Source organism: Streptomyces sp. TLI_053 (assembly GCF_900105395.1).
Taxonomy (GTDB): Bacteria; Actinomycetota; Actinomycetes; order Streptomycetales; family Streptomycetaceae; genus Kitasatospora.
In genome coordinates, this window is sequence record NZ_LT629775.1 from 2,339,156 (window position 1) to 2,361,882 (window position 22,727).

The following is a 22,727-nucleotide window of genomic DNA, read 5'->3' on the forward strand; positions in this document are numbered from 1 at the left end:
CGGTGTCACCGTGCCCCGGGCATCGGCGGCTCTGCTCAGGTGACGTTCAGGCGGGCCGCCAGGCGGAGGAGGCCGGGGGCGAGGCGGCTGAGGAAACGGGCGGCCTTGGCCTCGGGGGTGACGGGGACGACGGGGCGGCCGGTGCGGACGGCGGCGAGGATCGCGGTGGCGACCTTCTCCGGCGGGAAGCCGCGGCGGGCGTAGAGACGGGCGGCGCGGGCCTGCTTGGCGGCCTGTTCGTCGGCGGTGGTGGCGGAGAAGGTGGAGGTCCGGGTGATGTTGGTGTTGACCAGGCCCGGGCAGACGGTGGAGACGCCGATGCCGTGGCCGGCGAGTTCGGCGCGCAGGCAGTCCGAGAGCATGAAGACCGCGGCCTTGCTGGTGGCGTAGGCGGTGAGGGCCTTGGAGGGCAGGTACGCGGCGGCGGAGGAGAGGTTGACGATGTGTCCGCCCTCGCCCCGGTCGGTCATCAGGGTGCCGAAGGCGCGGCAGCCGTGGATGACGCCCCAGAGGTTGACGTCCAGGACCCGCTGCCACTCCTTCTCGGTGGTCTCCAGGAAGGTGCCGGAGTGGCCGATGCCGGCGTTGTTGACGAGCACGTCGGGCACGCCGTGCTCGGCGGCGACCTGTTCGGCGAAGGCGTCGACGGCCGCGCCGTCGCTGACGTCGACCCGGTAGGCGTGGGCCTGCGGGCCGATCAGGGCGGCGAGTTCGGCGGTGCGGCGGGCCGCGTCGAGGTCGAGGTCGCAGACCACCACCCGGGCGCCCTCGGCGGCGAAGGCGAGCGCGGTGGCCCGGCCGATGCCGCTGCCGCCGCCGGTGACGACGACGAGCCGGCCGTCGTCGGGGGTGCCGGCCGGAGCGGCCTGCGCCCCGGCCGCGGTGCGGGCGACGTGCTCACGGACCAGTCCGGCCACGGTGGTTCCCTTCTCCAGCAGTGCGGACCAGTGGGTGGCGCGCAGGGTCCGGCGGGTCAGCCTGGGCACCCAGCGCTCCAGGCCCTCGGAGAGGTAGGTGCCGACGTAGTGGTCCTCGGTGAGGGTGATCAGCTGGACCGGCACCTCGGTGGGACGCTCGCGCGGGTGGCGCAGCGCGGGCCGCATGTTGGCGCGGTAGAGCTCGATGCCGCGCACCGCGTCGCGCCGCAGGCTGGGCTGCGGGTGGTCGGCGCGCGGGGTGACGCCCTCCAGGTCGCGCAGGACCCGGGGCCAGGCGCGGGCCAGGCCGAGCCGCCAGACGCCGGGGGCGAGGAAGGGCAGGTGGAAGGCGGTGATGTACCAGGAGTGGGCGCCCTGGGCGAGCAGTTGCCGCAGGTGGCGCGGGGTGGGGCGGCGCAGGCGCTCGCGCAGCCAGAAGCCCATGTGGTCGAGGCAGGGGCCGGACATCGTGGTGTAGGAGGCGAGGCGGCGCTCGGCGCCGGGGGCGGTGACGGCCTCCCAGGACTGCAGCGAGCCCCAGTCGTGGGCGACCACGTGCACCGGGCGGTCCGGGCTGACGGCGTCGGCGACGGCGAACAGGTCGGCGGCGAGCTGCTCCAGGCGGTAGCCGGTACGGTCGGCGGGGACGCCGGAGGCGCCGGCGCCGCGCACGTCGTAGCGGACCACGTGGTGGTCGCGGGCGAGGTCGGCGGCGACGTCGTCCCAGACCGCATGGGTGTCGGGGTAGCCGTGGACCAGCAGCACGGTGGGTGCGTCCGGGTCGCCCTGTTCGAAGACCGCGAGCGGGAGGCCGCCGGAGCGGACGGTGCGGGGGCGGACGGCGCTGGTGGCGCTGGTGGCGCTGGTGGCACTGGTGCTCATCGGGCGACTCCCTCGGGGGCGGTGGTGGTGGCGATGGCGGTGTCGGCACCGGCCCAACGGCGGACGTGCGGGAGGTCGTCGTCGAGCCAGTAGGCGTCGTCCTCGGTCACCACCAGCAGTTCCTCGAACTTGATGCCGACCTCCCGGAAGCCGATGTGCGGCTCGACCGCCCACAGGCCGGGCGTGGGCGCGTGCTGGGAGGAGCGGCCGTCCGCCCAGAGCGGGGAACGGCCGTGCAGGCGCTCGCTGATGAGCTCGCGGCCGAGCGTCTGGAGGGTCCGCACGCCGAAGCCGAACACGTTCACCCCGGCCGGGCCGCGGGCCGTCGTCCGGGTGACCTGGTGCCCGATCACCCGGCCGGGGTAGACCCGGTGGCGGTTGTCGTAGCCGTGCGCCTCGATCTGGGCGTCGACGGCCGCGTACACCTCGGCGAGCGGCTTGCGGGCGCGGACCTCGGCGAGGATCAGCTCGCGGTAGACCCGCAGGTCGGCGGCGAGGCGGTCCCAGACGCGGTTCTCGCCGACCTTGCCGCCGTAGCCGATGTCGGCGGTGTAGCCGTCCACGACGGGGGCGCAGTCCAGCACGTACGGCATGCCCTCCTCGAGGCGGCGGTTGCCGGCGAAGAACTGCAGCGGGGTGTGGAACCGGCGGAACGCCGTCCGGTCCCCGAACCAGGCGAACGGGATGTGGAAGAAGTCCTGCACGCCGGCGGCGACCAGCCGGCGGCGCAGCTGGGCGGTCGCCTGGCGCTCGGTGACGCCGGGTTCGATCCAGGCGGCGACCTGCTCGGCGCAGTCGTAGGCGAGCTGCTGGGTCTCCCGGAAGCGGTCGAGGTCGCGCTCGGTGAACGGGAAGGCGGGAGTGCTCGGCACGGCGGGGGCTCCTTCTGGTCCTTGAGCGGGCTCTAGAGGTCGAGTACGAGGGTCTCGCCCGCGGCGGCGCGGGAGACGCAGGGCAGCAGGGCGCCGTCGGCGCGCCGTTCGGGGGTGAGGCGGCGGTCGCGGTGGTCGGGGGCACCGGCCAACAGCCGGACCTCGCAGGTGCCGCAGAAGCCCTGCTTGCAGGAGTACGGGAGGTCGGGGCGGGCGTCGCGGAGCACGTCCAGGGCGGAGCGGTCGGCGGGGACGGGCAGTTCGGGGCCGTCGGCGCCGAGCCGCACCGTGAACGGCTCGCCGTCGGTGACCGGGGCCGCGCCGAACCGCTCGAAGTGCAGGGAGGCGGCGGGCGAGGCGTCCAGGGCCCGCTGGACGGCGGTGAGCATCGGGGCCGGGCCGCAGCAGTAGACGGCGGCCCCGCGCGGGGCGTGCGCGAGGAGTTCGGCGCCGGTGGGCGGGCCGCCGTGCTCGTCGTCGGTGCGCCGGTGGACCCGGGCCGGGTCGAGCTCGCGCAGCTCGGCGGCGAACGGGAGGGTGTCGGCGCTGCGGCCGCTGTGGACGAGGTGCCAGTCCAGACCGTTGCGCCGGGCCTCGCGGACCATCGGGAGCAGGGGGGTGATGCCGATGCCTCCGGCCAGGAAGAGGACGGCCGGTTCGGCGCAGAAGGCGAAGCCGTTGCGCGGGCGGCGGGCGGCGAGCCGGGTGCCGGGGTGGAGGGTGTCGTGGATCTCCGTCGAGCCGCCGCCGCCGTCGGGCAGGCGGCGGACGGCGATGCGGTAGCCGGACCGTTCGGCCGGGTCGGCCGGGTCGCCGCAGAGCGAGTAGTGGCGCTCGCGGCCGGACGGGAGGGTGAGGCGCAGGTGGGCGCCGGGCTGCCAGCCGGGCAGCGGGCCGCCGGAGGGGTCGGCGAGGGTGAGTTCGACGACGTCGGCGGCGACCGGGCGGCGGGCGGTGACGACCAGTTGCAGGGCCTCGGTGGGGCGGCTGTGGGGGCGGCGCGGGTTGCGCCGCAGCAGCGGGCTGCCGAGGGCGGGGCTGTAGCGGTCGCCGAAGGCGGTGAGGAAGCGGAAGAAGGTGTCGGCGCGCGGGCGGCCGTAGAGGTCGGGGGGCGGGGTGCTCAGGTCCATCCGGCGGGGTCCTCGGTTCCGGTGGCGGCCGGCGGCGGGGCGTCGGCCGCGTGGTTCGGGCGGGGCGGGCATCGGGGCGGGGCGGGCGGAGGGCGTCCGGCCGGACGGCGGAGGGCCGGGCGGCGGAGGGCCGGGCGGCGCCCCGGGGTCACCGTCCGGCGGCGGCGCGGGCGGCCGGGGAGGTCGCGAGGTAGCCGAGGGCCTGGCTGGAGGAGCCCTCCTGGGTGGGGTGGTAGCCGGGCCGCAGGTAGCGCAGGCCGGAGCGGATCGACCGGACCGGGTCGGGCAGCAGGCCGCGCCTGGCGATCCGGCCGGTCTCGCGCCAGGTGGGCCTGAGCCGCCCGTCGAGGGTCGGGTCGGCCGCCAGCAGGAACCGGGCGCCGCGCACCCAGAGGTGGACCAGCAGCGGGCCGGAGACGAGCATGCCGCGGATCCGGCGGGCGTAGCCGGGGTCGAGGTGGACCATCAGGTCGAAGGCGACGCTGCGGTGCTCGACCTCCTCGGCGCCGTGCCAGCGCAGCAGGTCGAGCATCGTCGGGTCGGCCTGGGCGCGGTCCAGGCCCGGGGAGTTGAGCGCCCAGTTCCCGAGGAAGGCGGTGAAGTGCTCGATCGCGGCGACGAAGGCGACCCGTTCGATGAGGTTCTCGCGCTGCCGGGCCGGGCTCAGGCCGGGCTTGTCGCCGAGGACGCGCTGGAACAGCCAGGAGACCTGCCGGACGTACGGCCGCGGGTCGAGGCCCTGGCCGAGCAGGTGGTCCAGGACCTCCTGGTGCGCCTCGGCGTGGATGGCCTCCTGGCCGATGAATCCGAGGACCTCCTCGCGGAGCTGCTCGTCGCGGATCAGCGGGAGGGCGTCCTTGAACACCTTCACGAACCAGCGCTCGCCCTCGGGGAGCAGCAGGTGCAGCACGTTGATGACGTGGGTGGCCATCGGCTCGTCGGGGATCCAGTGCAGCGGCAGCGCGGCCCAGTCGAAGCGGACGTCGCGGGGCTCCAGGACGAGGCTCTCGTGCACTCGGGCGGCGGGCGCGGCGAGGGCGGGGACGGGGGTGGTGCTGGGCATGGGAGGGCCCTCCTGACCTGCGGGTGGCGGCTCGACCCGGCAAAACGTACTCGCGGGTAGCCCGCGCCACAAGGGTTTCGGCACGGCTTATCGACATCGAGTCTAATAAGTGATGTGCACCGGGCGGACCACCGGGAAACACGGAAACGCGAAGACCCCGCCGGAGCGGGGTCCCGTGGGCGTACGGCGGGTCAGACCGCCATCGCCAGCATCAGCGGCGCGGCGCGGGCGGCCAGCAGTTCGGCGGCCGCCTTCAGCCGGTGCGCGTCGCCGACCGGCATCGAGGTGGCCAGGCAGCCGACCGTGCTGCCGGCGGTCACCGGGACGGCCGCGCAGACCGTGCCGACGGCGTACTCCTGGATGTCCAGCACCGGTACGGTGGCGGGCTGCCGCTCCAGCCGGTGCATCAACTGGTCGGCGTCGGTGACCGTCCTGGAGGTCAGCCGGGCGACCGGGTGGCGGGACAGGTGGTCCCGCCGGCCGTCGTGGTCGAGCTGGCCGAGCAGGCACTTGCCGATCGCGCTGGCGTGCGCGGTGGCCCGGAAGTCCACCCACTCCTGCACCGCCGGCGCCAGGTCGGAGGCCGAGACCGCCACCACCGACAACTCCCCGTCGTGATAACGGGAGAAGTACACCGCCGCGCCCAGTTCCTCGCGCAGCTCGTCGAGTTTGCGGTCCATCCGGGCGCGCACCAGCTGCTCGCGGTTGTGCTGGCCCAGCAGGGCGAAGGTGCCGCCGATCACCCAGCCGCCGTCCTGGCAGTCGAGATAGCCCTCCACCTCCAGGATCTCGGCGAGCCGGCGGACCGTCGGGAGGCCCAGCGAGGTCTCGCGGGCGAGGGTCACCAGGGTGGCGCCACCGGGGTGCCGGTCGACCGCCTCCAGCAGTCTGAGGGCGTGTCGCAGCGAGGTGAACGGACCGGGCGCTCCCTGCTCCGGTAGGGCGTGACGGCCCGGGGCTGGTGTCGACATGTCGTCCCCTTCCGATCTCCACCCGCCAGGTGACCCGCGGGTAGGGTCCACCCTATCCACCGCCCGCCGCCACCATCTCCCCCTCGTGGAATATTCGGGCGGACACGGTGAATCGCTTGACTGGCATATGCCCCGCCCTGCGCCCGTTCACGCCCGCGCGGCCCCGGAGCCCGCTGGAACCGGGGGAAGCGGGGCGGCCCCGGCGCGGACCGGCGGGCACGCGCGACCGGGCCGTTCCCCCGACTGCCATCGGGGGAACGGCCCGGCCCGGAGGGACGGCCGGCGTGCGGGGCCGGCCGCCCGGGAACGGGGGGTCAGGACTCGTCGACGGCCCGCAGCTTCGCCACCGCGGCCTCCAGCCGGGTGCCGTACTCCTCGTCGGCCGCGTGGAAGTGGGCGAGGTTCTTCTCCACGATGTCGTCGCGGGTGACCTGGGCCAGCGCGCCGGCCAGGTTGGCGATCAGGCGGCCCTTCTCGCCCTGCGACATCAGCCGGTAGAGCTCCCCGGCCTGGAAGAAGTCGTCGTCCTTGGTGTGGGCCGGGGTGGTGTAGGTGCCCGTCCAGCCGGTCAGCTCGGTCGGCGCGGCGAGCGCCGCGTCGGTCTGCGCCGGGCCGTCGTAGGAGTTGGGCTCGTAGTTCCTGCCCCGCCCGGCCGGGTTGAGCGCGCCGAGGCCGTCGCGGCCGTAGTTGGCGGCCTCGGTGGCGCGGGGCGCGTTGACCGGCAGCTGGGTGTGGTTGACACCGAGGCGGTAGCGCTGGGCGTCGGCGTAGGCGAACAGCCGGCCCTGGAGCATCTTGTCCGGGGACGGGCCGATGCCGGGCACGAAGTTGTTCGGGGAGAACGCGGACTGCTCGACCTCGGCGAAGACGTTCTCCGGGTTGCGGTTGAGCACCAGGCGGCCGACCTTGACCAGCGGGTAGTCGGCGTGCGGCCACACCTTGGTGAGGTCGAACGGGTTGAAGCGGTAGTCCGCCGCCTCGGCGACCGGCATCAGCTGCACGTAGAGCGTCCAGGTCGGGAACACCCCGCGCTCGATGGCCTGGTGGAGGTCGCGCTGGTGGCTGTCGGCGTCGCCGCCGACCGCCTCGGCGGCCTGCCCGGCGTCCAGCGAGCGGATGCCCTGGTTGGTCTTGAAGTGGTACTTCACCCAGAACGCCTCGCCCTGGGCGTTGACCCACTGGTAGGTGTGCGAGCCGTAGCCGTTCATGTGCCGGTAGGAGGCGGGGATGCCCCGGTCGCCGAACAGCCAGGTGATCTGGTGCGTCGAGGCCGGCGAGTGCGCCCAGAAGTCCCAGACGTTGTCGGCCTCCTGGACACCGGTGAACGGGTCGCGCTTCTGCGAGTGGATGAAGTCCGGGAACTTCAGCGGGTCCTTGATGAAGAAGACCGGGGTGTTGTTGCCGACGAGGTCGTAGTTCCCCTCCTCGGTGTAGAACTTGACCGCGAAGCCGCGCGGGTCGCGGACGGCGTCGTTGGAGCCCAGGTTGCCCGCGACGGTGGAGAAGCGCAGGAACAGCTCGGTGCGCTTGCCGACCTCGCCGAGGAACGCGGCACGGGTGTACTGCGACACCTCGTCGGTGACCTCGAAGTAGCCGTACGCGGCGGAGCCCCGGGCGTGCACGACGCGCTCCGGGATGCGCTCGCGGTTGAACCGGGCGAGCTTCTCCAGCAGCTGCTGGTCCTGGATCAGCAGCGGGCCGTACGCGCCGGCCGAGGCCGAGTTCTGGTTGTCGGCGACCGGGGCGCCGGACTCCGTGGTCAGGATCTTGGGCATGACGGGTCCTTCGGTGTCGATAAGGGTCTTGCGCGGAGAGGGGTGTGACGTGGCATCAGGACCGGCGCGGCGCGGCCGCCGGAGCCGGTGCCCGGCGCCGGCCGGCCCGGCTGCTCGGCTGCCCGGACGCTCGGATGCTCAGATGCCGAGCAGTCGCCAGGCGGCCGAGCGGCGGCGGGAGGAGTGCTCGCCGTCGGGCCCGTCGGACGGGCTGAGCCCGGCGACGGCGGCCCGGGCCGCGACCGGTCCGCCGAGCGGACGGGCGGCGGTGAGTTCGGCGGCCTCGGCGGCGGTCAGACCGGCCTCGGTGAGCGCCGCCGCGGCCTCCGCGGCCGGGACGGCGTCGAACCAGCGCAGGGCGAGGGCGGCGCGGCCCGCCTCGGTGAGGCGGCCGGTGACCCGCAGGCGGGCGAGGCCGCCGTCCGGGTGGACGTCGATCCGCACATGGGTCACCGGGCGGCCCGGGGCGAGCCGCAGCCGGTGCCGGGTGTCGGGCTGGAGGCGGGTGCGCGGCAGCAGGGGGAACCAGCCGTCCGCGTCGGACGCCGGGTCCCCGCCGGCGGAGGCGTCGTAACCGGCCAGGTCGGCCCAGCCGGGGGCATTGGCGACGAAGTGGGTGGTGTCCACCTCGACCGCCAGGGCCTCACCGCCCCCGGCCAGGGCGATCCGCACCCAGTCGTTGGCCTTGTCGCGCCGACGCCGGGTCTCCCAGCCCTCGCCCATGACGGAGGCGCGGCCGGGAGCGTTCAGGTTGTGCGGGGAGGAGTAGAAGCGGTCGGACGCGGCCTCGGCGACACCGCCGTGCTCCTGGGCCGCCAGGTCGAAGGTGAGGCCGTCCAGTTCGCGCGGGTCGGGCAGCACCTCGCCGTGCACGCGGAGCCGGGCCACCCCGCCGTCGGGGAAGATGTTGAGCCGGACGTGGGTGAACCGGGCCGCCGAGTCGACCGGGAACGCGTGGGCGGTGTCGCCCCGCAGCGGGGTGCGCGGCAGGACCTCCACCCACTCGGCCGCGGCGACCTCGGCCGGCGAGGGGTGACCGGGTATCGAGGCGGCCTCGACCGAGGCGCTCTCCGGGTAGTTGCCGGTGAAGTGCGCGGTGTCGACGACCAGTCCGCGGATCACCCCGGCGGCGCCGAGCCGGACCACCGCCCAGTCGTGGTCCTCGTCGGTGGGGTGCGGCTGCCCGGCGCTCGCGCCGCGGCGGCGGCGGGACTCCCAGCCGTCCATGATCTGGCCCTTGTGGCCGAAGGTGTGCGGACGGAACTCGGCGGGCGCGGCGACCAGCAGGTTCTCGGCGTCCGCGAAGGTGTCCTCGTTGGTGGCGACGACACCGGCGCCGAGGGCGCGGGAGGCGAGGTTCACCAGCTCGGTGAACGGCGCGCGGGCGGGGGCGTCGGCCCCGCCAGGAGTACCGGCGGTGGCGGGAGCGCTCTGGGCGGGGACCGTGGTCACTGGATCTCCTCGGACGGGGTGCTGGGGCGGGTGAGCTGGACGCCGAACGGTTCGCCGCCCGGGTCGACGACCCGGCCGCGCAGCCAGGTCGTGCGCACGGCGCCGGCGAGCGTGCGGCCCGCGTACGGGGTGACGGGGTTGCGGTGGTGCAACTCGGCGGCGTGGACCGCGAAGTCGGCGTCGGGGTCGAAGGCCACCAGGTCGGCGTCGTGGCCGACCGCGATGGCGCCCTTGCGCCCGTCGAGGCCGACCAGCCGGGCCGGTCCGGCCGACATCCAGCCGACCACCTCGGCCAGGGTGCGGCCGCGCCGCCGGGCCTCGGTCCAGACCGCCGGCAGGCCGAGCTGGAGGGAGGCTATGCCGCCCCAGGCGGCCGCGAAGTCGCCGCTGCCGCCGTGCTCGGGCAGCAGCTTGAGGTCCGGGGTGGAGGGCGAGTGGTCGGACACGACGGCGATGAACTCCCCTGCCGCCAGGGCCTCCCAGAGCGCGTCGCGGTTGGCCTCGTCGCGGATCGGCGGGCAGCACTTGAAAGCGGTCCCGCCGTCCGGTATCCGCTCGGCGGCGAGGGTCAGGTAGTGCGGGCAGGTCTCGGCCGTGACCTGGACACCGTCCGCCCTGGCCCGGCGCAGCAGCGGCAGGACGGCCGCCGAGGACACGTGCAGGACGTGCACCCGGGCGCCGGTGCGGCGGGCCGCGTCCAGCAGTCGGGCGACGGCGGCGGTCTCCGCGCCGTCGGGGCGGGAGGCGAGGAAGTCCCGGTAGTGGACGCCGGGCTGCTGGGGCGCGGCGGCCAGGACGGCCGGGTCCTCGGCGTGGATGATGGCGAGCGCCCCGATCCGGGCCTGCTCGGCCAGCGCCGCTTCCAGTCCGGCCGCTTCGAGGTGCGGGAACTCGTCGACGCCGCTGGGCGCCAGGAAGGACTTGAAGCCGAACACGCCCGCCCGGTGCAGGGGTTCGAGGTCGGCGAGGTTGTCGGGGACGGCGCCGCCCCAGAAGCCGAGGTCGACCCAGGCCTGGCCCTCGGCGGTGCTGCGCTTGGCCTCGAGCCCGGCGGGGGTGGTGGTGGGGGGCACCGAGTTGAGCGGCATGTCGACGATCGTGGTGACACCGCCGGCGGCGGCGGCCCGGGTGGCGGTGGCGAAGCCCTCCCACTCGGTGCGGCCGGGTTCGTTGACGTGCACGTGGGTGTCGACCAGGCCGGGGAGCAGGGCGGTGTCGCCGAGGTCGGTCACCCGGTGGCCGTCGGCCGGGAGGGTGCCGTGGGGGGCGATCCGCTCGATCTTCCCGTCCCGGACCAGCACGTCCGCGGGGCGCTCGCCGTCCGGCAGGACCACCCGGCGGGAGCGGATCACCTCGGTCTCGCTGATGGGCATGGGGAACCTCCGAAGCCTGATGAGGGGATGGCTGGTACGAGTGGGTGCGCCGAAGGATGGCCCGGAGCCTAGGCCCGCCTTCAACAAAACGTCAATGGAGGAAACTACGAGCGGACGGCGGTACGGGCCCGCGACCGGCGCCGGCTCAGCGGCGCAGGAAGTCGGCGGCGAGCCGCTCGCCCGCGACCTCGGCCAGCTCTCCGGCCCTGGTCATGCCCTCGCCCGGGGTCTCGCCCAACTCGCTGAGCGCGTAGGCCGCGACGAAGCCGGCGGACCGCCACTCCCGTTCCGACAGCTCCACCCGCCCCGCGACGGCGGCCACCCGAACCCCCGCCCGGGCAGCCGCCGCGGCGACGCCGGCGGGGGCCTTGCCGTGGAGCGTCTGCGCGTCCAGGCAGCCCTCGCCGGTGACGACGAGGCGTGCCCCACGCACCGCCCCGTCGAAACCCAGCAGGTCGAGCAGCAGCTCGATGCCGGGTCGCATGGTGGCGCCGAGCACGGCCAGCGCGGCGAAGCCGACCCCGCCCGCGGCCCCGGCGCCGGGGGCCTCCCGGACGTCGCGGCCGACGGTGGCGGCGACCAGGTCGGCGAACCGGGTCAGACCTTCCTCCAGGACCAGCAGGTCCTCGGCGTCCGCGCCCTTCTGCGGGCCGTAGACGGCGGCGGCTCCGCGCGGACCGAGCAGCGGGTTGTCCACGTCGCAGGCGACGACCACCTCGACGCCCTCCATGGTGCGGGCCGAGGTGCCGAGGTCGATCCGGGCCAGCCGGCGCAGCGAGGCGCCGCCGGGCGGGAGCTCGGCGCCGTCGGCGTCGAGCAGCGAGACCCCGAGCGCCTGGAGCATGCCCGCCCCGCCGTCGGTGCCGGCGCTGCCGCCGAGGCCGAGCACGATCCGCCGGGCCCCCTGGGCGACCGCCCTCGCGATCAGCTGGCCGACGCCGTAGGAGCCGGCCGCGAGCGGGGCGGTCCGCCCGCCGGGGAGCCGGGCCAGCCCGGAGGCCTGCGCCAGCTCGACCACGGCGGTGGTGCCCCGCACGGCGAGCGCGGCGTCCACCGGCAGACCGGTGGGGCCGGCCACCTTGGCGGCGACCCGGGTGAAACCGGCCGCGAGGGCTGCGGCCAGGGTGCCTTCGCCCCCGTCCGCGACGGGCAGTTCGCGCACCTCGGTGCCGGGCGCGGCGCGGCGGATGCCGGCGGCGATCCGGGCGGCGGCCTGGGCACCTTCGAGGGTGCCCTTGAACTTGTCGGGAGCTACGACCACATGGCCCTGGTGGGGGGTGGCGGGCATGGCGTGGGCCTCACTTCCGGGCTGGTCTGGCAGATGGTTCGTCAAGCATGGGCCCGGGCGGCCCGGGAGCGGCTCCCTCCCCGCCGTTCCCCTCGCCCGCTTCCGACGTACGAGGGGCTCCCCTCGGTGAGGGAGGGAGCCGGTGCGACGCGCCGGGTGCACGACCGAAGTGCCCCGTGAGGGTGGGCGCGTCGCAGCCTGGTCGATCGACGGGCGGGCGGATGAGCCCCGGCCCGCCCGCCGATCGGGTCTGGAGTCGGCCGGCGGCCGACGGACGACGTCGGCCGACGGCCGCCGGTCGGCCTCCCGGTGGCGCGGGCACGACCGGACAGGTACACGCCACCGGGAGGAGCTTCGGGGGCCGGCCGGGTGTTTCCACCCCGCCGGCCGGCGAGGCCGGAGGTGCTACTTCACCTCGCGGCCGGAGAGCCGCTCGACGCCGCGCAGCAGCGCCGAGTGGTCGAGGGAGCCGTCGCCGTTGGCGCGGGCGGAGGCGACCAGCTGGGCGACGACCGCGCCGACCGGCAGCGCCGCACCGACGGCCCGGGCGGCGTCGGTGACGATGCCCATGTCCTTGTGGTGCAGGTCGATCCGGAAACCGGGGGCGAACTCGCGGTCCAGCATGTTGGCCTTCTTGCGGTTCAGCACCGTCGAGCCGGCCAGGCCGCCGCCGAGCACGTCCAGCGCGGCCGCGAGGTCCACACCCGCGTTCTCCAGGAAGACCACGGCCTCGGCCAGCACCTGGATGTTGACCGCGACGATCAGCTGGTTGGCGGCCTTGACGGTCTGGCCGGCGCCGGCCGGGCCGACGTGGACCACGGTGGTGCCGAGCGCGGCGAACAGCGGCTCGGCCTCGGCGAAGTCCTCGGCGGCGCCACCGACCATGATCGACAGCACGGCCTCGACCGCGCCCGCCTCACCGCCGGACACCGGGGCGTCCAGGGCCCGGACGCCCTTCTCCTTCGCGGCGGCCTCGACCTTGATCGAGGTCTGCGGGGTGATGCTCGACATGTCGATGAGGAGGGTGCCCGGGCGGGCGTTCTCCAGGACACCGCCCTCGCCCAGCACGACCTGCTCGACGTGCGGGTCGGCCGGGACCATGGTGATCACGACCTCGGCGTCCTTCACCGCGTCGGCGATGCTGGTGGCGCCGTGGCCGCCGGCCGCGACCAGGGCGTCGATCTGCGGCTGGGTGAGGTTGTAGCCGGTGACGTGGTGGCCGGCCCGGACCAGGTTGGCCGCCATCGGGCTGCCCATGATGCCGAGGCCGATGAAGGCGATCTTGCGGCTCATCGCGTCGTTCCTTCTGTTGCGTGCGTGCGGGGTGCGCCCGCGGGGTGCGGGTGCGCGGAGAGGAGCAGGGGGGAGGGAGAGGATCAGAGCGCCGCCGCGCGGTGCTCCCGCGCGAGCCACTCGAAACTGTCGGCGCTGACGCCGGTGGACGGCCGGTACTCCAGGCCGATCCGGCCGGTGTAGCCGGCGGCGGTGAGGCGGGCGAAGAGGTCCTCGAAGTCGAGCCCGCCGGTGCCCGGCTCGTTGCGGGCGGGGGTGTCGGCGATCTGCACGTGGCCGATCCGGTCGGCGTAGGTGTCGATGACCGCGGCGAGGTCCTCGCCGTTGCGGGCCAGGTGGTAGAGGTCGCAGAGGAACTTCGCGTTGCCCAGGCCGGTGGCGGCGTTGACCTTGTCCACCACCTCGACCGCGGCGGCGGCGGAGACCAGCGGGTAGTCCGGGGACTCCGGCCGGTTCAGCGCCTCGACCAGCAGGATCGCGCCGATCCCGTGGGCGGCCCGGGCGGCGAGCACGAGGTTCTCCAGCGCCAGCGCGTCCTGCTCCGCCGGGTCGACGCCCTCGACGCGGTTGCCGTAGAGGGCGTTCAGCGCCGGAGTGCCGAGCGAGGCGGCGAGCGCGGCGGCGACCGGGACGTTGGCCCGGAAGCGGTCGCGCTCCGAGGGCAGCGAGACGGTGCCCCGGGCGCCCCGGGTCAGGTCGTCGAGGAAGTTGAGACCGGTGAGGTGGACGCCGGCGTCGGTGAAGGCCTTGCGCAGCGCGTCGAGTTCGGCCCCGGACGGGTCGTGCTCCTCGCCGAACGGCCACCACAGCTCGGCGGCGGTGAAGCCGGCGGCGGCGGCCGCGGCCGGGCGCTCCAGCAGCGGGAGCTCGCCGAACAGGATCGACAGGTTGACCGTGAAGCTGTGCCGGGCGGCGGCGCTCGGTTCGGCGGCCACGTCCATCACCTCGTAATCTCTCTTCCGACATCCGCAACTTCCACGATCCGGAAGAGGGATTCTGTCTGGTGGAAGCATGTCCGGGGCATCGAGCGACTGTCAAGGCATCTGCAACAAATTGTTGAAGTGCCGGGCCCGCAGGCCGGCCCTCCCGGACCGGCCCTCCGCGACCGGCCCACCGCCGCCCGCCCGCTCGCTAGAGTGAGCGGGTGCGATTGATGGTGGAGTTCACGACAGAACCGTTCGAACTGGACACGTTCCCGCCGCACGCCGTGGCGGCCCGCAAGGTCGTCGACGAGGCGGGCCTCGACGTCGCGGTGGGCCCGTTCGGCACCGGCGCCGAGGGCGAGGCGGACCAGGTCCTGGCCGCCGTGTCCAAGCTGCTCCGGGAGAGCCTGGACGCCGGCGCGACCCGGATCTCGGTCCAGGTCAGCGTCCTCGCCGAGGGCGGGGCCCGGGACGGGAGCGCGGTCGGGGAGGGCGGTACGCCGTGACCGAGCAGACCGAACACCCGCTCGCCGCGGCGATCAAGCCGCTGCTGGACGCGGTCGGCGCGACGCCCGTCCCGCTGGACGAGGCGAAGGCCGAGGACGTCGTCCTGGAGTGGGAGGGCGAACGGGCGCTGGCCGTCCGGCTGCCGCACCTCAGCAGCGCGCTGGACCGCCTGCTGGGCGAGATGACCCGCCAGTTCGACGGCCGCCCGCTGACCGAGCTGGACCGCTGGGAGAAGCAGCGCGTGGTCGCACTGCTGGAGGAGCGCGGCGCCTTCACCGTCCGGCACGGCGTCGAGACGGTCGCCACGGCGCTCGGCGTCAGCCGGTTCACCGTGTACAACTACCTCAACCGCCAGGACGGCGCGAAGCCGAACTGACCCCTCCCGCAGGGGCGCGCCCCGCCGGCCCGGCCAGTCTCGCCCGGGCCCCGGCGGGGCGCACTTGTCTCATCACACACGAAACACCCCGCGACCAGGGCCGTCGCGAAACGTAACCACCAACCGTTCAACAAAGTGTTGACGGCCCGATCCCGCGGATCTAGCTTGTGCGGGTGGCACCACTCTCCAGGAGGTCCACCCGTGACCAACCACCCCCACGCCCTTGACGCCCTGGCGGCGACCGACACCGCCGAGCTCAAGGAGATCCTGCTGGACGTCTGCACCAGCCCCGGCTGGGCCGACGCCGTCGCGGCGGCCCGTCCGTGGAAGGACCGCCGGTCCCTGCTCGAGGCCAACGCCGCGGCGATGGCCGGGCTCTCCGTCTCCGACCTGCACGACGCCATGGCCGGCCACGCCCGGATCGGCGCGCCCAAGCCGGGCGACGCCACCTCCGAGCGCGAGCAGGCCGGCGTCCACGGGGCCGACGAGGCCCTGCTCGACGAACTGCGCCGGGCCAACGCCGCCTACGAGGCCAAGTTCGGCCATGTGTTCCTGATCTGCGCGACCGGCCGCACCGCGGCCACCATGCTCGACGCCCTGCGCGAGCGCCAGCCCAACGACCCCGCCACCGAGGCGGAGATCGTCCGGGGCGAACTGCGCAGGATCAACGACATCCGGATCAACCGGCTGCTCGACGACAACTGACGGTCGTTCGGACTCCTCCGGCACCGCCTCAGGTATCACTGACGCAGCACCTCAGCGTCCCCGCACCACCTCTGCCATCAGTAAGGTCACCTCACCCATGACTGGCATCTCCACCCACGTGCTCGACACCAGCCTCGGCCGCCCGGCCGAGGGCGTCCCGGTCGAGCTCGCACTGCACACCGAGGGTGGCTGGCAGGTGCTCGGCACCTCCGCCACGGACTCCGACGGCCGGGCCAAGGACCTGCCGGCCGTGGAGGCGGGCTCGGTCGTCCGGCTGCTCTTCGACACCGCCGCGTACTTCGGCCGGAAGTCCGAGGAACCGCCGTTCTTCCCCGAGGTCACGATCGTCTTCACGGTCGCGCCCGCGCAGCACCACTACCACGTGCCGTTGCTGCTGAACCCGTTCGGATACTCGGTCTACCGCGGAAGCTAGACCGATCGATTGATTTGGGAGCCATGTCATGGCCCACGTGCTCGGTCAGAACCAGTACGGCAAGGCGGAGAACCGGATCGTCCGCGTGTACCGCGACTCGACCCGCCACGAGATCAAGGACCTGAACGTCTCGGTCGCCCTCTCCGGCGAGTTCGACGACGTCCACCTCACCGGGTCGAACGCCAACTGCCTGCCCACCGACACCACCAAGAACACCGTCTTCGCCTTCGCCAAGGAGTACGGGATCGACTCCGCCGAGGCCTTCGGCATCCAGCTGGCCCTGCACTTCGTCGACGACACCGAGCGCGGCGTCGTGCACAAGGCCAGGATCCGGATCGAGGAGTACTCCTGGGACCGGATCCGCACGCCCGACAGCAGCGCCCGCTTCATCGGCTCCGAGGAGGTCGGGCACTCCTTCGTCCGCACCGGCCAGGAGGTCCGCACCAGCGAGATCGTCTACGACGGGGACTCCGTCCAGGTGATCTCCGGACTGAAGGACCTGGTCGTGCTGAACTCCACCAACTCGGAGTTCTGGGGCTACATCAAGGACAAGTACACCACCCTCCAGGAGGCGTACGACCGGATCCTCGCCACCCAGGTCACCGCCCGCTGGAAGTACGGCTTCACCGGCCGTGACGACGAGGCCCAGCCCAACTGGAACCGCAGCTACACCCACATCAAGCGGCACCTGCTCGAGGCCTTCGCCGAGACCTACTCCTACTCGCTGCAGCAGACCCTGCACGGGATGGGCACCCGGGTCCTCAACAACCGGGCCGAGGTCGACGAGGTCCGGCTCGAACTCCCCAACAAGCACCACTTCCTGGTCGACCTGGAGCCGTTCGGGCTCAAGAACGAGAACGAGGTCTACTACGCCGCCGACCGGATGTACGGCCTCATCGAGGGCACCGTGCACCGCGAGGGCGTCGTACCGGTGATCCCGGTCGCCTGAGCCCGGCCGCCGGACTCCCGCCGGCACCCGGCAGCACCTTCCGCACCACCTGCTTCTCCACCCCCACCCATCGGAGACCGTGCCCACCCTCACGGCGGCCGGCCCGGGGAGCTGGAGAACCCGCCCGAGGGACTTCTGCACCGCCGTCCCCGCCCTCGGGAACACCTCCAGCGTCACGGGCGCGCCGAGAGCCGAGGCACAAGAGGGGCTCGACATGGCACCCAGCAACACCGGCAGCACCGACGGCGGTACCACCCCTGCGAGAACACCCGGCCCGGACGGCGCACCGGCACGCCCCGCCGGCACGCCGTCCGGACCGGAGGTCCACCCCGTGGACCAGCTCCTGCCCCCGGTGAGGCTCCTCACCAGCGGGCTCCAGCACGTCGCCGCGATGTACGCGGGAGTCGTCGCTCCCCCGCTCATCGTCGGCGCCGGCGTGGGCCTGAGCCCCGCCGAACTCGCCCTCCTGATATCGGCCAGCCTGTTCACCGCCGGACTGGCCACCCTGCTCCAGACCATCGGCGTCTGGCGGATCGGTGCCCGGCTGCCGTTCGTCAACGGCGTCTCGTTCGCCGGCGTCGCCCCCATGATCGCCATCGCGAAGGAGCACGGGCCGAAGGACGCCCTCCCGGTGATCTTCGGCGCGGTGATCGTCGCGGGGATCCTGTGCTTCCTCGCGGCACCGTACTTCTGCAAGCTGATCAGGTTCTTCCCCCCGGTCGTCCAGGGCACCGTGATCACCCTCATCGGGGTGTCCCTGCTCCCGGTGGCCGTCAACTGGGCCCGCGGCGGTTCGCCGGACGCCCCCGGTTACGGCTCCACCAAGGCCATCGGGCTGGCCGCGCTCACCCTCGGCGCGGTGGTCCTCGGCAACCGGCTGCTGCGCGGCTTCTGGCAGCAGCTCTCCCTGCTCGTCGGCCTGGCGGTCGGCACCCTGCTCGCCTTCCCGCTCGGGCTGGCCGACTTCGGCGCCGTCCACGAGGCCCGGATCTTCGCCCTGCCCTCGCCCTTCCACTTCGGCGCGCCGGTCTTCGACGCCGCCGCGATCGCCTCGCTCTGCATCGTCATGGTGGTCTCCATGACCGAGTCCACCGCCGACATGCTCGCCCTGGGACGGATCGTCGACCGCGAGGCCGACGAGAAGACCCTCGCCGCCGGACTGCGGGCCGACGGGCTCGCCACCGCCGTCAGCCCGGTCTTCAACGGCTTCGCCGCCAGCGCCTTCGCCCAGAACATCGGGCTGGTGGCGCTGACCGGGATCCGCAGCCGCTTCGTGGTCGCCACCGGCGGCGGACTGCTCGTCCTGCTCGGGCTCTTCCCGGTGCTCGGCGCCCTGGTCTCGCTCGTCCCGCAGCCCGTCCTGGGCGGCGCCGGGATCGTGCTCTTCGGCACGGTCGCCGCCAGCGGCATCCGCACCCTCGCGGAGGCCGGCCTGGACTCGGGCGCCAACACCGTCCTGGTGTCGGTCTCGCTCGGGGTCGGCATCGTCCCGATCGCCGCACCGACCTTCTACGACGCCTTCCCGGAGGCCGCCCGCACCCTGCTCCACTCCGGCATCTCGGCCGGCTGCGTCGCGGCCGTCCTGCTCAACCTGCTGTTCCACCACCTCGGCGCCACCCGCCGCGCCGCCACCGAGGGGTCGCCCGACCCGTCGGTGCCGACGGCGACGCCGTCACCCTCCTGACCCACCGGGCGGGCATGCGCCCCGTGCCCGCCCGGCCCTCCCCCTTGGAGTCACCATGGCAGTCCAGCCCCCGCCCACCGATCAGCGGATCGTCATCGAGAACGCCGCGATCGCCACCGTCGACGCCCACGACACCGAGTACGCCCGCGGCCACGTGGTCGTCCTCGGCAACCGGATCGAGTCGGTCGGCAACGGCCCCGCCCCGGCCTGGCTGGACAACGTGGTACGCCGGATCAACGCCGAGGGCCACCTCGTCACCCCCGGCCTGGTCAACACCCACCACCACTTCTACCAGTGGATCACCCGCGGCCTCGCCCAGGACAACATCCTCTTCGACTGGCTGGTCGCCCTCTACCCGACCTGGGCCCGGATCGACGACCGGCTCGTGCACGCCGCCGCCCAGGGCTCCGCCGCCGCGCTGCTCAAGTCCGGCTGCACCACCGCCGCCGACCACCACTACGTGTTCCCCAAGGACGGCGGCGACATCCTCGGCGCCGAGATCGAGGCCGTCCAGGAGCTGGGCCTGCGCTTCACCGCCCTGCGCGGCTCGATGGACCGCAGCAAGAAGGACGGCGGCCTGCCCCCGGACCACGCCGTCGAGGAGCTGGACGCGATCCTCGCCGCCTCCGAGGAGGCCGTCGACCGCTACCACGACGCCTCCGCCGACTCGATGCTGCAGATCGCGCTCGCGCCCTGCTCGCCGTTCTCGGTCTCCACCCGGCTGCTGCGCGAGTCCGCCGAACTCGCCCGCCGCAAGGGCGTCCGGCTGCACACCCACGGCTCCGAGACCGCCGAGGAGGAGGCCTTCTGCAAGGAGCTGTTCGGGATGGGCCCGACCGACTACTTCGAGTCGGTCGGCTGGCTCGGCGAGGACGTCTGGATGGCGCACTGCGTCCACATGAACGACTCCGACATCGCCAAGTTCGCCGAGACCGGGACCGGCGTCGCGCACTGCCCCTCCTCCAACGCCCGGCTGGCCGCCGGGATCGCGCGGGTCCCCGACATGCTGGCGGCCGGCGTCCCGGTCGGCCTCGGCGTCGACGGCACCGCCTCCAACGAGTCCGGCGAACTCGGCACCGAGCTGCGCAACGCCCTGCTGATCAACCGGCTGCACGGCACCCCCACCGCGCTGACCGCCCGGCAGGCACTGCGGCTGGGCACCATGGGCGGCGCCCGGGTGCTCGGCCGGCAGAACGAGATCGGCTCGATCGAGGCCGGCAAGCTCGCCGACCTCGCGCTGTGGAAGGTCGACGGCGTCATGCACTCCTCGATCGCCGACCCGGTCGCCGCGCTCGCCCTCGGCGCGCTGCCGCCGCTCGCCCTGCTGCTCGTCAACGGCAACGCCGTCGTCGAGAAGGGGCAGCTCACCACGGTGAACGAGGACCGGATCGCGCAGGCCTGCGCCCGGGCCGCCAAGGAGCTTGCCGCCCGCCCAATCTGACGGTCCGTCACTTCGAACGCCGCACACCGCTCCCCCGAACTCCGGGCCGCCCCAGGGACGGTGCGTCACCCGGACTCCGCCGGCCGGCCCCGGACCCTCCCGGTCCGACCCGCCCGGCCGGCGGACCGCGGCCCCGGACCCACGGCGAGGGTCCGGGGCCGCGGCGTGCCGCCGCACCGGAGCCGGCTCCCACCCCCGTGGGGCGCCCGCAACGGTGCGCGACGGACCCGCCCGGCACCCGAGGGTCCGGGCCCGGGCTCAGCCGACGCGGACGGCCGGACCGGGTGCGCCGCCCGGAACCGCACCCCGCACGGCCGCCGTCAGCGCCGGTCCGGCGAGCGCGAACACCCCCGCCAGCACCATCCAGCCCACCGCCCCGTGGTCCACCGCCGTCAGCGTGACCACCAACGGCCCGATCACGTGCGCGGCCGCCTGCCCGCTCATGAACACCCCCTGGTACTCGCCGTGCGCCCGCGGGTCCGCCAGGTCCAGACTGAGCGTCCAGCCGCCCGCCGAGGTCAGCAGTTCGCCCAGGCTGTGCACCAGCGCCCCCACCAGCAGCGCCCCGGCCGCCGCCCAGGCCGGGCCGTACTGGGCCGCCGCGTAGACCAGGCACCCGCCCGCCAGCAGCAGCGCCCCGCGCGCACAGACCCGCGCCGCCGACGCCGCATCGGTCGCACCCCGGCTCGCCCGCACCTGGAAGGCCACCACCAGCAGGCAGTTGACCACGTTGACCGCCGCCACCGTCGCCGCCGGAGCCGCGGTGCCGAGCACGATCCACAGCGGCAGCCCCACGGTCAGCACGGCGAGCTGCAGCTCCAGCACCGCGTGCAGCGCCGTGACCAGCAGGTACCGGCGGTCGCGCAGCGCCGTCCGGGGCCCGCCCGGGTCGCCGGCGGCCCCGGCGGCGCCGGCCCCGGGGCCCGGGGCCGGCACCGGCAGGCCCGCCAGCAGCACCGTCGCACCCAGGAAGCTCACCGCGTCCAGCACCAGCACCGTCACGTACCCGGCACAGCTGTCGGCCTGCAGCGCGAGCGCCGCACCGCCGGAGCCGACCACCAGGCCCGCGTTCATCACCGACCGCAGCAGCGCCCGCGCCCGCACCTGTCCCTCGGCCGGCAACGCCCGGGCGATCAGCGCGCTTCGCACCGCCGCCGCCCCGCGCGACAGCGCCGTCGCGGCGCAGGCCAGCACCACGAACGCGGCGAAGGAGTGCACGAAGGCGTAGCCGAGCACGGCCGCCGCCTCCAGCGGACCGACCACCAGCAGCAGCCGCTTGCTCCCGACCCGGTCCGCGAGCCGGCCCATCGGCACCCCCGCGAACACCCCGCACACGCCGGCGACGGTGAGGCCGAGCGCCACCGAGGTGGGAGTCAGGCCGATGGAGCGGGTGAAGAACAGCACGCTCACCGTGACGAACAGCCCGTCCCCGACGGAGTTCACCAGCCCCATCAGGACGAGTCGGCGCAGCAGCGGGTCGGCGGGCAGGAGGCATCGGCCGGAGGCGCGCGGGCGCGCCCCCGTGCCGGGGGAGGAGGTCATGGACCAAGGACAGCGGGGTTCCCGGACGGGCGGAATTCTTTTACCGTTGCGGTCAATGTTCGAGTTCCGTCTCGGGGTCGACGACCTCGCCGCCACCTGGTTCGCCTACTCCCCCTTGCAGGAGACGGTGCTGGGCCTGCGCGCCCGCCGCTGGCCGTGGTACTACCCGGAGCAGCAGCCGTGGATCGCCGGCCGGCAGGACCGCTGGGAGACGCTGGACACCGCGCTGCTGGACGCGCTGATCACGCCGAACGCCTTCGTGCCGGACTTCCTGACGCCCCGTCCCGCGGTGCCCCGGCCGGACTTCCACGACGAACTCGCGGAGCTGGCCGGGACACCGCCGGAGGAGGTCAGGACGGACGTGCTGGCCGCCTGGTCCGGTGACGGGAGTCCGCTGCCGCCGGTGCTGACCGCGCTGATCGACCGCCCGGCGGTGCTGCGGGACCGGGTGGCGGAGGCGCTGGCGGCGTACTGGACGCGCTGTCTGGCCCCCGCGTGGTGGCCGCGGGCGCGGGAGGTCCTGGAGGCGGACCTCGCCCACCGGGGCCGGATGCTCTCGGAACGCGGTGCGGAGGGGCTGTTCGCGGACCTCGACGCCCGGATCTCCTGGCGGGCCGGGGTGCTGCGGCTGAACGACTCCAATCCGGCGGTCCAGGCGCTGGGCACCTCGGTGGACGTGGCCGGGCGGGGCCTGGTGCTGATCCCGACGCTGGCCGGGATCGGTGCGCAGACCGACATCACCCAGGACGGACCGCCCCTGATCGCCTACCCCGCGCGCGGCCGGGCGACCATGGCGGAGGGCCTGACCGGAAGGACCGGGCCGGCCGGGGCGGCCGCGCCGGCCGCGCTGGTCGGTCTGGTCGGGGCGGCCCGGGCACGGCTGCTGGTCCTCCTGGCGTCGCCCGCCAGCACCACCGATCTCGCCCACCGGCTGGGGGTGACGCCCGGCGCGGTCAGCCGCCATCTGGGGGCGCTGACCGCGGCCGGTCTGCTGGACCGCACCCGGCACGGCCGCCGGGTGCTCTACCGGCGCAGCGCCCTCGGTGACGCGCTGACCTGCCGCGGCGGCTGACGGGCGGCACGGCGCCGGACCGCCGGAGCGAGTGCCGCCGCACCGAGCAGCGCCGTACCGGGTCCGCCGGTCCCGGTGT

At 74.4% G+C, this 22,727-nt stretch carries 19 protein-coding genes and 1 pseudogene; 8 read left to right on the forward strand and 12 right to left on the reverse strand.

Going from position 1 to position 22,727, the window contains the following annotated elements; all coding sequences use genetic code 11:
- Positions 1 to 35 precede the first annotated feature (35 nt).
- From BLU95_RS09205 to BLU95_RS09255, 11 genes and pseudogenes are all read right to left on the reverse strand, one after another.
- Positions 36 to 1,799 (reverse strand): SDR family oxidoreductase, encoded by a 1,764-nt coding sequence (locus tag BLU95_RS09205; protein ID WP_093859569.1) that lies wholly within the window; start codon positions 1,797 to 1,799, stop codon positions 36 to 38.
- On the reverse strand, positions 1,796 to 2,671 hold the full coding sequence (locus tag BLU95_RS09210) for a M24 family metallopeptidase (protein ID WP_093859570.1): 876 nt from the start codon (positions 2,669 to 2,671) through the stop codon (positions 1,796 to 1,798). The genes BLU95_RS09205 and BLU95_RS09210 overlap by 4 nt, the downstream gene beginning before the upstream one ends.
- A gap of 32 nt (positions 2,672 to 2,703) precedes the next feature.
- Positions 2,704 to 3,801, reverse strand: a complete 1,098-nt coding sequence (locus BLU95_RS09215) for a PDR/VanB family oxidoreductase (RefSeq protein WP_093859571.1) — start codon at positions 3,799 to 3,801, stop codon at positions 2,704 to 2,706.
- 148 nt (positions 3,802 to 3,949) lie between these two features.
- The gene (locus tag BLU95_RS09220) at positions 3,950 to 4,864 is read right to left on the reverse strand and encodes a metal-dependent hydrolase (RefSeq protein ID WP_093859572.1); all 915 of its coding nucleotides are present in this window, start codon (positions 4,862 to 4,864) and stop codon (positions 3,950 to 3,952) included.
- Positions 4,865 to 5,055: 191 nt separating this feature from the next.
- Positions 5,056 to 5,835: an IclR family transcriptional regulator gene (locus BLU95_RS09225; RefSeq protein ID WP_093859573.1), complete on the reverse strand. Its 780-nt coding sequence runs from the start codon at positions 5,833 to 5,835 to the stop codon at positions 5,056 to 5,058.
- 314 nt (positions 5,836 to 6,149) lie between these two features.
- Positions 6,150 to 7,610: a catalase gene (locus BLU95_RS09230; RefSeq protein ID WP_093859574.1), complete on the reverse strand. Its 1,461-nt coding sequence runs from the start codon at positions 7,608 to 7,610 to the stop codon at positions 6,150 to 6,152.
- 351 nt (positions 7,611 to 7,961) lie between these two features.
- Positions 7,962 to 9,062: pseudogene (gene alc, locus BLU95_RS09235) on the reverse strand (allantoicase); the annotation flags it as partial.
- The gene (gene allB, locus BLU95_RS09240) at positions 9,059 to 10,435 is read right to left on the reverse strand and encodes an allantoinase AllB (protein WP_173862020.1); all 1,377 of its coding nucleotides are present in this window, start codon (positions 10,433 to 10,435) and stop codon (positions 9,059 to 9,061) included. The gene allB and the pseudogene alc, both read right to left, overlap by 4 nt.
- 145 nt (positions 10,436 to 10,580) lie before the next feature.
- Positions 10,581 to 11,723, reverse strand: coding sequence for a glycerate kinase (locus BLU95_RS09245; protein ID WP_093859576.1), 1,143 nt, complete (start codon positions 11,721 to 11,723; stop codon positions 10,581 to 10,583).
- 405 nt (positions 11,724 to 12,128) lie between these two features.
- Positions 12,129 to 13,016, reverse strand: a complete 888-nt coding sequence (locus tag BLU95_RS09250) for a 2-hydroxy-3-oxopropionate reductase (RefSeq protein ID WP_093859577.1) — start codon at positions 13,014 to 13,016, stop codon at positions 12,129 to 12,131.
- An 83-nt stretch (positions 13,017 to 13,099) separates the two neighbouring features.
- Positions 13,100 to 13,951 carry a TIM barrel protein gene (locus tag BLU95_RS09255; protein WP_231978491.1) on the reverse strand — a complete coding sequence of 284 codons (852 nt, stop codon included), beginning with the start codon at positions 13,949 to 13,951 and terminating at the stop codon, positions 13,100 to 13,102.
- Positions 13,952 to 14,169: 218 nt separating this feature from the next.
- Between BLU95_RS09255 and BLU95_RS09260 the strand changes: the two genes are divergently transcribed.
- The 7 genes from BLU95_RS09260 to BLU95_RS09290 all read left to right on the forward strand — a co-directional run bounded on the left by BLU95_RS09260 (position 14,170) and on the right by BLU95_RS09290 (position 20,034).
- Positions 14,170 to 14,445, forward strand: a complete 276-nt coding sequence (locus BLU95_RS09260; protein ID WP_093859579.1) for a thiamine-binding protein — start codon at positions 14,170 to 14,172, stop codon at positions 14,443 to 14,445.
- Positions 14,442 to 14,822, forward strand: coding sequence for a helix-turn-helix domain-containing protein (locus BLU95_RS09265; RefSeq protein ID WP_093859580.1), 381 nt, complete (start codon positions 14,442 to 14,444; stop codon positions 14,820 to 14,822). Before BLU95_RS09260 ends, BLU95_RS09265 begins: the two co-directional genes overlap by 4 nt.
- A 201-nt stretch (positions 14,823 to 15,023) precedes the next feature.
- Positions 15,024 to 15,527, forward strand: coding sequence for a 2-oxo-4-hydroxy-4-carboxy-5-ureidoimidazoline decarboxylase (uraD, locus tag BLU95_RS09270; RefSeq protein ID WP_093859581.1), 504 nt, complete (start codon positions 15,024 to 15,026; stop codon positions 15,525 to 15,527).
- Positions 15,528 to 15,624: 97 nt separating this feature from the next.
- On the forward strand, positions 15,625 to 15,960 hold the full coding sequence (gene uraH / locus BLU95_RS09275; RefSeq protein ID WP_093859582.1) for a hydroxyisourate hydrolase: 336 nt from the start codon (positions 15,625 to 15,627) through the stop codon (positions 15,958 to 15,960).
- Positions 15,961 to 15,988: 28 nt separating this feature from the next.
- Positions 15,989 to 16,909: a factor-independent urate hydroxylase gene (gene pucL / locus BLU95_RS09280; RefSeq protein ID WP_093859583.1), complete on the forward strand. Its 921-nt coding sequence runs from the start codon at positions 15,989 to 15,991 to the stop codon at positions 16,907 to 16,909.
- 214 nt (positions 16,910 to 17,123) lie between these two features.
- On the forward strand, positions 17,124 to 18,593 hold the full coding sequence (locus BLU95_RS09285) for a nucleobase:cation symporter-2 family protein (RefSeq protein WP_093859584.1): 1,470 nt from the start codon (positions 17,124 to 17,126) through the stop codon (positions 18,591 to 18,593).
- A 55-nt stretch (positions 18,594 to 18,648) separates the two neighbouring features.
- Complete coding sequence (locus BLU95_RS09290; RefSeq protein ID WP_093859585.1) at positions 18,649 to 20,034, forward strand: 8-oxoguanine deaminase; 1,386 nt, start codon at positions 18,649 to 18,651, stop codon at positions 20,032 to 20,034.
- 258 nt (positions 20,035 to 20,292) lie between these two features.
- Here the strand turns inward: BLU95_RS09290 and BLU95_RS09295 are convergent, their stop codons facing one another.
- Positions 20,293 to 21,576: an MFS transporter gene (locus BLU95_RS09295; protein ID WP_093859586.1), complete on the reverse strand. Its 1,284-nt coding sequence runs from the start codon at positions 21,574 to 21,576 to the stop codon at positions 20,293 to 20,295.
- A 55-nt stretch (positions 21,577 to 21,631) separates the two neighbouring features.
- On the opposite strand from BLU95_RS09295, the gene BLU95_RS09300 reads away from it, so the two are divergent.
- Positions 21,632 to 22,648 (forward strand): ArsR/SmtB family transcription factor, encoded by a 1,017-nt coding sequence (locus BLU95_RS09300; protein ID WP_093859587.1) that lies wholly within the window; start codon positions 21,632 to 21,634, stop codon positions 22,646 to 22,648.
- Positions 22,649 to 22,727 lie beyond the last annotated feature (79 nt).

Excerpts from the sequence above, each read along its gene's own strand:
- BLU95_RS09205 (WP_093859569.1), bottom strand. The coding sequence starts at position 1,799 with ATGAGCACCAGTGCCACCAGCGCCACCAGCGCCACCAGCGCCGTCCGC.
- BLU95_RS09230 (WP_093859574.1), bottom strand. The coding sequence starts at position 7,610 with ATGCCCAAGATCCTGACCACGGAGTCCGGCGCCCCGGTCGCCGACAAC.
- BLU95_RS09260 (WP_093859579.1), top strand. The coding sequence starts at position 14,170 with ATGGTGGAGTTCACGACAGAACCGTTCGAACTGGACACGTTCCCGCCG.
- BLU95_RS09220 (WP_093859572.1), bottom strand. The coding sequence starts at position 4,864 with ATGCCCAGCACCACCCCCGTCCCCGCCCTCGCCGCGCCCGCCGCCCGA.
- uraH (WP_093859582.1), top strand. The coding sequence starts at position 15,625 with ATGACTGGCATCTCCACCCACGTGCTCGACACCAGCCTCGGCCGCCCG.
- BLU95_RS09215 (WP_093859571.1), bottom strand. The coding sequence starts at position 3,801 with ATGGACCTGAGCACCCCGCCCCCCGACCTCTACGGCCGCCCGCGCGCC.
- allB (WP_173862020.1), bottom strand. The coding sequence starts at position 10,435 with ATGCCCATCAGCGAGACCGAGGTGATCCGCTCCCGCCGGGTGGTCCTG.
- pucL (WP_093859583.1), top strand. The coding sequence starts at position 15,989 with ATGGCCCACGTGCTCGGTCAGAACCAGTACGGCAAGGCGGAGAACCGG.
- BLU95_RS09245 (WP_093859576.1), bottom strand. The coding sequence starts at position 11,723 with ATGCCCGCCACCCCCCACCAGGGCCATGTGGTCGTAGCTCCCGACAAG.
- BLU95_RS09300 (WP_093859587.1), top strand. The coding sequence starts at position 21,632 with ATGTTCGAGTTCCGTCTCGGGGTCGACGACCTCGCCGCCACCTGGTTC.
- BLU95_RS09250 (WP_093859577.1), bottom strand. The coding sequence starts at position 13,016 with ATGAGCCGCAAGATCGCCTTCATCGGCCTCGGCATCATGGGCAGCCCG.
- BLU95_RS09290 (WP_093859585.1), top strand. The coding sequence starts at position 18,649 with ATGGCAGTCCAGCCCCCGCCCACCGATCAGCGGATCGTCATCGAGAAC.
- BLU95_RS09285 (WP_093859584.1), top strand. The coding sequence starts at position 17,124 with ATGGCACCCAGCAACACCGGCAGCACCGACGGCGGTACCACCCCTGCG.
- BLU95_RS09225 (WP_093859573.1), bottom strand. The coding sequence starts at position 5,835 with ATGTCGACACCAGCCCCGGGCCGTCACGCCCTACCGGAGCAGGGAGCG.
- BLU95_RS09295 (WP_093859586.1), bottom strand. The coding sequence starts at position 21,576 with ATGACCTCCTCCCCCGGCACGGGGGCGCGCCCGCGCGCCTCCGGCCGA.